At 32.2% G+C, this 8,221-nt stretch carries 6 protein-coding genes, 1 other RNA gene and 1 pseudogene; 6 read left to right on the forward strand and 2 right to left on the reverse strand.

The window, feature by feature from the left end:
• Nucleotides 1–209: 209 nt before the first annotated feature.
• From gpsB to V7056_RS19385, 3 genes are all read left to right on the forward strand, one after another.
• Nucleotides 210–512, forward strand: coding sequence for a cell division regulator GpsB (gene gpsB, locus V7056_RS19375; protein ID WP_499704030.1), 303 nt, complete (start codon nt 210–212; stop codon nt 510–512).
• A gap of 78 nt (nt 513–590) precedes the next feature.
• Nucleotides 591–973, forward strand: an RNA gene (gene rnpB, locus V7056_RS19380) — RNase P RNA component class B.
• Between the two features lie 138 nt (nt 974–1,111).
• Nucleotides 1,112–2,257 (forward strand): THUMP domain-containing class I SAM-dependent RNA methyltransferase, encoded by a 1,146-nt coding sequence (locus V7056_RS19385; protein WP_499704031.1) that lies wholly within the window; start codon nt 1,112–1,114, stop codon nt 2,255–2,257.
• A gap of 126 nt (nt 2,258–2,383) precedes the next feature.
• Here V7056_RS19385 and V7056_RS19390 read toward each other — a convergent pair whose 3' ends face one another.
• Complete coding sequence (locus tag V7056_RS19390) at nt 2,384–2,602, reverse strand: hypothetical protein (RefSeq protein ID WP_499704032.1); 219 nt, start codon at nt 2,600–2,602, stop codon at nt 2,384–2,386.
• 173 nt (nt 2,603–2,775) lie between these two features.
• Here V7056_RS19390 and V7056_RS19395 point away from each other — a divergent pair, with 173 nt between their 5' ends.
• Together V7056_RS19395 and V7056_RS19400 are read left to right on the forward strand one after the other, a co-directional pair.
• Nucleotides 2,776–3,696, forward strand: coding sequence for a Gfo/Idh/MocA family protein (locus V7056_RS19395; protein WP_499704033.1), 921 nt, complete (start codon nt 2,776–2,778; stop codon nt 3,694–3,696).
• 183 nt (nt 3,697–3,879) lie between these two features.
• Complete coding sequence (locus V7056_RS19400) at nt 3,880–5,820, forward strand: ATP-dependent DNA helicase (RefSeq protein WP_499704034.1); 1,941 nt, start codon at nt 3,880–3,882, stop codon at nt 5,818–5,820.
• 22 nt (nt 5,821–5,842) lie between these two features.
• On the opposite strand, the gene V7056_RS19405 is transcribed toward V7056_RS19400, so the two are convergent.
• Entirely contained in the window at nt 5,843–6,463 is a 621-nt protein-coding gene (locus V7056_RS19405; protein ID WP_499704035.1) for an NAD(P)-dependent oxidoreductase, read from the reverse strand.
• A 133-nt stretch (nt 6,464–6,596) separates the two neighbouring features.
• On the opposite strand from V7056_RS19405, the pseudogene V7056_RS19410 reads away from it, so the two are divergent.
• Nucleotides 6,597–8,100 (forward strand): annotated as a pseudogene (locus V7056_RS19410) (carboxypeptidase M32).
• Nucleotides 8,101–8,221 lie beyond the last annotated feature (121 nt).

Raw genomic sequence — 8,221 nt, forward strand, 5'->3', positions numbered from 1 at the left:
ATATTTGTATGATTTAGCGATTAGGAAAAAAGAATTATATCAATATTCGATTGATTTAGTAACATTTGATGATTTACAAGTGATTGCAGAGGAATTTATTGAGAATGATGCGAATGATTATAGGGAAATATAGAATAGATAATTGACAATTTATTAAGTCTCTGAAAAAATAGAAGGTAAATATTTCTAAATGTTTTGGGGTGACACAAATGGAATCAACAAAAATTAAACTAAGTATAAAAGATATCCTAAACAAAGAGTTCAAAGTTTCAATGCGTGGATATAATCAAGAAGAGGTTGACCAATACTTAGATACAGTTATTAAAGATTATGAATCGTTTCAAAATCAAATAGTAGCCCTACAACAAGAAAATGCAAAGTATAAAAAATTATTAGAAGATCAAAAAAATACAACTCCAACACCTTCGCCATTTAACAATACGAATACGGATGTATTAAAAAGATTGTCTAATTTAGAGAAGCATGTTTTTGGTAGTAAACTATTCGAATAATTTTTACTAATCTAATTATGAAAGAAAGCATTGCAAACTAAAGTAGAATTTACTATACTAGATAATGTTCGTTTCATTATGTTCGGGTAATCGCTGCAACGCTTGACGTTGTTGAGGAAAGTCCATGCTCGCACAGACCTGAGATGGCTGTAGTGTTCGTGCCTATCGAAGTCATAAGATAGGGTAGCTGGTAAAGCTAACGGCAGGGAACGGACCTAAGTCCTTTATGGATATGGTTCTACTACCTTTAAAGTGCCACAGTGACGTAGTCCTCGAAGAAATGAGAGGAGTGGAACGCGGTAAACCCCACGAGCGAGAAACCCAAATTATGGTAGGGGAATCCTTTCGAAGGAATTGAACTTAGAAAGGGACAGAGTATTTCTGTAGATAGATGATTACCACCTTTACGTACGAGGCGAGAGCCGTTTGAAGTACTAAGGAACAGAACATGGCTTACAGAACATATGAAATGATGAAACTGTTTAAAACTCTCTAATCTTGGAGAGTTTTTTGTAATTTTGACGTGTTTTGTTCATAATGAAGATATGGAAAATAAAAATAGAAAAGTGCATTCTTATTGAATGAGATAGGTGAAAAAATTGACTAAATATACACTTATTGCAACTGCTGCTATGGGAATTGAGGCATTAGTTGCAAGAGAAGTTAAAAGCTTAGGGTTTGAAGATGTACAAGTTGAAAATAGCCGCGTTTTATTTAAGGCTGATGAAGAGGGTATCGTGAAAGCGAATCTATGGCTAAGAACAGCGGATCGTGTAAAGCTTAGAGTTGGTGAATTTAAAGCAACATCTTTTGATGAATTATTCGAGAAAACAAAAGCATTACCATGGCATATGTTTATTCCTAGAAATGGACAATTCCCTGTTACAGGTAAATCTCAAAAATCGAAACTATTTTCAGTTTCTGACTGTCAAGCGATTGTAAAAAAAGCAATCGTTGATAAATTAAAAACGATTCAAAATATACAAGGTATGTTAATTGAGGATGGTCCATTATTCCGTGTTGAAGTTTCCATCTTAAAAGATATTGTTACCTTAACAATCGATACAACAGGCCGTGAAGGATTACATAAAAGAGGATACCGCGTTGAACAAGGCGAAGCGCCATTAAAAGAAACACTTGCAGCTTCATTAATTTTATTAACGAACTGGAATGCTGATTTACCATTTGTTGATCCATTTTGTGGGTCAGGAACTATTCCAATTGAGGCTGCCTTAATTGGTCAAAATATTGCACCAGGTTCTTTTAGAAGCTTTGCTTCAGAGGAATGGCACTGGATTGGTAAAAAACGTTGGGATGAAGCAAGACAAGAAGCAGATGATATGGCAAATTATGATCAAAAGTTAGAGATAATTGGTTCAGATATCGACCATAGAATGATTAATGTATCAAAAGCGAACGCTGATGAAATAGGATTAGCAGATTCAATCTCATTTAAGCAAATGCAAGTAAAGGATTTTACGACTAGATTAGACTATGGTTATGTAGTCACAAATCCACCATATGGTGAACGTTTAAATGATCGTCCATATGTTGAAAAATTATATGCTGATATGGGTCAAGTTTACACGAAATTAGACACATGGTCGGTTTATGTTTTAACTAGTCATGAAGGCTTTGAACAATTCTACAGTAAACCTGCAACTAAAAAACGTAAATTGTTTAACGGTTTTATTAAAACAGATTATTACCAATACTTTGGAAAACGTCCACCAAGGGATTTTTAATTGTGCACTTATGGAGACACGCTTTTTAAAGTATTTAATGGCAATCTAGCTCAAATATTTGTAATGTAAAAAAGTACTAATTAAAATACTAATTAGTACTTTTTTTACAAAGAAACGAATGAATTCTTATAAGTTGATTGATGGAACAATTCTAAAGCCATGATTTTTTTCAAGAAGATGTGCAACATGCCAATTTGTTTCTGCAGTACTTTTAAAGCTCATTACCATGTCATGGAATTCATCACTTGTAAAGTGCTTCTCATGTTGTAGTAAATAAAGATCTCTTACTACACTTACATCATCATTTGTGTCAAAATTTGATTGAATCAATGAATACAAGTACAATCAATCATCTCCTATACAATATTATTAGTTTGGACATATTTAAAGTTTTCCCATAATCATTGAGTTCATCTCTAATTTTTGTGTAGGATATGAGTGTTTACATAAACAGTTTCAAAATAAATTTGTTAAAATGACTATAAGTGAAATGAAATAAGTTTAAAGGGATGAGATATATGAAGAAACCACGCATTGGTATGGTCGGCTTAGGGAATATTGCTCAAAAAGCTTATTTACCGATACTTACAAAAGAAACAAACTGGAGTTTTGAAGGTGCATATTCACCAAGTAAGGATAAACGCAATTCAATATGTTCACAATATCGTATTCAAGATTTTAGTAGCTTACAAACTCTTGCTGATCAATGTGATGCAGTATTTGTCCATAGCTCAACTAGCACACATTTTGAAGTAGTTTCTTTTCTATTATCTTTAGGGAAAGATGTTTATGTTGATAAACCTCTAGCCGCTAGTATTGAAGAATCTGAAAAATTAGTAGCGTTAGCAATCAAACATAATCGAAAATTAATGGTAGGATTTAATAGAAGATTCGCACCAATGTATGTAGCTGCAAAACAGCAAGCAAATAACATTGCTTCAATTCGTTTTGAAAAACATAGAACGGATAGCATCGGTCCAAATTCCTATGAATTCACGATGTTAGATGATTATCTTCATTTAGTAGATACAGCTAGGTGGTTAGCGAATGGTGATATGAATGTTATCGATTCCACAATGAATGTAAATAATGAAAAGAATCTAATTTACGCTGGGCATTTATTTAAATCTGATTTAAATGTACCGATTTTTACAGAAATGCATCGTAAGGCAGGTACTAATCTAGAAAAATTAGAACTTGTAACAGAAGGGGCGATCATTCGTGTGAAGAACATGAATTCAATGGAGACGGAGACGAGTAACCAACTTTCGATTTCAACAGCTCCTTCATGGGACACTACTTTAAAGCAGCGAGGCTTTGAAGATTGTATCAATCATTTTATAGACTGTGTTCAAAATGACCAAAAACCTGAAATTGATGGAGAAGAAGGCCTAAAGTCTCAAATCCTACTAAATCAATTATTAGAAACTAGAATTTAAAATTGAAACAAAAATCTACCTCTTCCTTTATATTTAGCTCGTATTATTGTACTTTTAGTAAATATTTTGTATGATAGCCATTAGAGACTATTTTTTAACATCAATGTAACAACAAATAAATTAGTGAATGTAAAGTTCTCATAGAGAACTTTTTTCTTTTTATTATACATTTTGGGGGTAGCAATGAGTACAACATCAAAATTACCTTTTGAGGTAGGGAAGCAAGATTCATTTATAGACAAGCTTGGGGAATGGATTGGAGATGTTTTTTACGATCTATTACCAGAGGCTGGTTATGAATTAAGAGATGAACAAATTTTTATGGCGTATCAAGTCGAACGTGCTTTTAAAGAAAAGAAGGTTATTTTTGCTGAAGCAGGTGTTGGAACGGGTAAAACATTTGTTTATTTACTGTACTGCTTATGCTATGCAAGATATACTGGGAAGCCTGCGATTATCGCTTGTGCAGATGAATCTTTAATTGAACAGCTTGTTAAAAAGAATGGTGATATTGAAAAATTATCAAATGCTTTAAATTTATCAATTGATGTGCGATTAGCAAAATCAACAACAAATTATTTATGTCTTAAAAAGCTAGATATTCAGCGTACAGAAGATGAGACGTCAGATCAAGTTTTGGCTGTGTATGATAACTTACCAAGTTTTGTAAACGATTATGGTACATTACAAACATTTACACCATATGGAGATCGAACTGAATATAAAGAGTTAACAGATGAAGAGTGGGACACGATTTCTTATGACTATTTTCAAGATTGTTCAACATGTGATCAAAGACATCGTTGTGGACAAACTCTTTCAAGAGAACACTATCGTAAAGCAACTGATTTAATTGTCTGTTCTCAAGAGTTTTATATGGAACATATTTGGACTGTCGATTCAAGAAAGCGTGAAGGTCAGTTACCACTACTACCAAATCCTAGCTGTGTTGTATTTGACGAAGGTCATTTATTAGAGTTTGCTAGCCAAAAATCATTAACATATAGATTACAACAAGAAACTTTAAATACGTTTCTTTCATTCTTAATGCAATCTGGTACTAGAGAGAGCTTCCAAGAATTATTGGAAGATACTTTGGAAACATATGATCAATTCTTTTTCGAATTAGATAATAACAGCGTAGAAGTTGAAGGATCAAAACGTTATCAATTAAATATGAACAATCAATTAATTTCATTAGCAAAACGACTGAAAGCTCAAATCAGTAAAATCGGGGATGAATTAGTTTTTGAAAGTGAAATGTATACAATTGATGAATATCAATTAAATATTGTTGATGAACATTTAGATGATGTTGAGCGTTGTTTGAATTTATTTATTAATGAACTATCGGCAATACAATGGATTGAGTATAACCAAAACGAGTTAACGCTTGTCATTATGCCGAAAGCTGTTAATGAATTATTACAAGAGAAAGTATTCCAACAAAAAATGCCAATACTATTCTCGTCAGCGACGCTTTCACAAAATAGTTCATTTGAATATATCGCAAATAGTTTAGGTATTAAAGATTATTTATCTTTTTCTGTTAATTCTCCATTTGATTATGAAGAACAAATGAAAATTGAAATAAATAAAATTAACCAAAACGAAACAGAACAGAAAAACCGCATCATGATTGAAGCATTAAAAAATAATAACGGTAGCTCTTTAGTATTGTTTAATTCTTCAAAGGAAATGAAACAATTCAAGACGTTAACTGAACAAGAAAATTTACAATTCCCGCTTTATTTTGAAGGTGAAGAAGAGATTAGTTCGGTCGTTCAAAAGTTCCAAGAAAATCAGACAGCGTCACTATGTGCTATTCATCTGTGGGAAGGACTTGATATTCAAGGGGAATCATTAAGCCAGGTAATTATCCATTCATTACCATTCCCTCCAAATGATCCAGTATTCCAATCAAAACGTCAAAATGCTGCTAACTCATATACAGAAATTGATGAACCTTATATGCTACTTAGATTAAGACAAGGAATCGGTCGACTAATTCGTAGTCATGAAGATCATGGTAAAATCATTCTATTTATAGAAAATGATTTGCAACAAGAGACTTATGATAAAGTATTAAAAAGTTTACCTATAGAACCAATAATAAAAAGCTAGCGAATGCTAGCTTTTTTTTGTACTAATAACAAATACCAACCCTTCTCTGAATAAATTTCTCTTCAAAAAACACTTTCACTGCGAAATGAGCCGTATCACCCGTTGAAATACTTTTTCCATCCAATGGTAAGAAGTTTTCACTAACTTGATAGTTTTTGGTAATAGGACCATCTGGTAAATACGTTGGACAAACAATTGTCCAATTCAGTCGACTACCATTTAATAAATGGAATACTTTTTCATGATCGCTAGCTGCTGTTTTTGACTTTCGTTTTGATTCAGAACTCAAATAACGTAAAGTATTTGGCTCAACTCTAGATTGTAAAATTCCTGCTGTACCGATTGTAACAATACGTTTAATATGACGTTCCTCAAGAAGTGGAACAAGAATTTGCATTGATTTTGATAGGGTTTCATTTTCGTTTGTATTTAACGCTGAAATGACGCCATCAATTCCTTCAATGGATTTTCTTATATCCTCTAATTGTAATACATCACCTTGAAATACATGGAGTAATGGATGTTGAATTGACAGTTTTTGTTTATCTCTTACCAATACTGTTACTTCATGATTCGCTTCTAATAATAAATCAAGGATCTGTTTTCCGACTCTTCCAGTTGCACCTAATAATAAAATTCTCATACGAACACCTCACCTAAAACACATTGTACTATAAATGTTTTACAAATGTCCTAGATAAAAATTGGAAGAATTTAGTCATAAATATGATAGAATGATAGTGAAAATATCAAGTTCATTGAAAAGAGGGAGAAAAATGGAATTACATTTAGTTCAAGAAGAATTTACTGATTATTTAAAGAAAATTGAAAATTATAATGAAGCCATTAATGTAATGTATTGGGATTTACGTACAGGCGCACCAAAAAATGGGGCAGAGCAGCGCTCAAATGTAATCAGTCAACTTTCTTCAGAAGTATTCGAGATGACGACTTCAGAAAAAATGGATCAATATTTGACACGTCTTGAAAGTGAAATTGGTTCAGGACGAATAAGTGAAATTGTAGAGAAATCAGTTAAAGAATGTAGAAAAGAATATGATTTAAACTGTAAAATTCCAAAAAATGAATATGCAGAATATGTAAAATTATGTGCTTTAAGTGAATCGGCATGGGAAGAAGCGAAGGATTCTGGAGATTTTTTAACATTTCAGCCATATTTAGAGAAAATAGTTGAAATGAAAAAGAAATTTATAGAGTACTGGGGTTATACGGATAAAAAGTATGATACTTTACTTAACTTCTATGAGCCTGGTATGACGACGAAAAAGCTTGATGAAGTGTTTAGTAAGGTACGAGAAAGTCTTGTGCCACTAGTTTCAAAAATTTCTAATTCTGGTATTTCACTTCAAAGAGATGAATTATTTCAACCAATTTCTAAAGATATTCNNTGAAAATGTATTACGTAAATTAGGATATAATTTTCAATCAGGACGACTGGATGAAACAGTACACCCGTTTCAAATTACATTAAACCCTGGTGATGTACGAGTTACAACAAAATACATTGAAGATAATTTTATGAGTGCTTTATTTGGTACGATTCATGAATGTGGCCACGCGCTTTATGAACAAAATCTATCAGCTAATTTAATTGGAACACCTTTATGTTCTGGGGCATCAATGGGTATTCATGAATCACAATCACTATTTTTTGAAAATATGATTGGAAGAAGTTTAGAATTTTGGGAAACGCAATATGAAGAATTAAAAGCGAAAACAGGTGATTTCTTTAAAGATTTGACTGTTGAAGAGTTCTATCAAGCAATCAACCATAGTGAACCATCTTATATAAGAATTGAAGCAGATGAATGTACGTATCCACTTCATATAATGGTACGATACGAAATTGAAAAAGAACTTTTTGATGGTGATTTACAGGTAAAAGATTTACCAAAGGTTTGGAATGAAAAAATGGAGAAATACTTAGGCATTGTTCCTTCGAATAATCGTGAAGGTGTACTTCAAGATGTGCATTGGTCTGGTGGAGACTTTGGCTATTTCCCATCATATGCGCTAGGAGCAATGTATGCAGCCCAATTTAAACATAAAATGAAACAAGACTTACCAAATTATGAACAACTTCTAAAAAGTGGTGAGTTACATCAAATCGTAAATTGGCTTACTTTACATATTCATCAATATGGAAAATTAAAAAAACCATCAGAATTACTAATTGATATTACTGGTGAAGATTTAAACGTTTCATACTTCATAGATTATTTAGAAGAGAAATATTCTAAGCTTTATAAACTAGTTTAATCGAAATTATTTTTAGAATGATAGAGCCGATCTTAAGATCGGCTCTTTTTTATGAATAACATATTAGCGATTTTTTAGTAGAATACTTTACCAAAAGACGAATATTTTTAGTTTGAACTCC

Origin of the sequence: Bacillus sp. JJ664 (genome assembly GCF_036962205.1) — a bacterium.
Taxonomy (GTDB): domain Bacteria; phylum Bacillota; class Bacilli; order Bacillales; family Bacillaceae_G; genus Gottfriedia.

What these genes read in the sequence shown, in the direction of transcription:
- V7056_RS19395 (WP_499704033.1), top strand. Translation starts at nt 2,776, where the DNA reads ATGAAGAAACCACGCATTGGTATGGTCGGCTTAGGGAATATTGCTCAA.
- V7056_RS19400 (WP_499704034.1), top strand. Translation starts at nt 3,880, where the DNA reads ATGAGTACAACATCAAAATTACCTTTTGAGGTAGGGAAGCAAGATTCA.
- gpsB (WP_499704030.1), top strand. Translation starts at nt 210, where the DNA reads ATGGAATCAACAAAAATTAAACTAAGTATAAAAGATATCCTAAACAAA.
- V7056_RS19405 (WP_499704035.1), bottom strand. Translation starts at nt 6,463, where the DNA reads ATGAGAATTTTATTATTAGGTGCAACTGGAAGAGTCGGAAAACAGATC.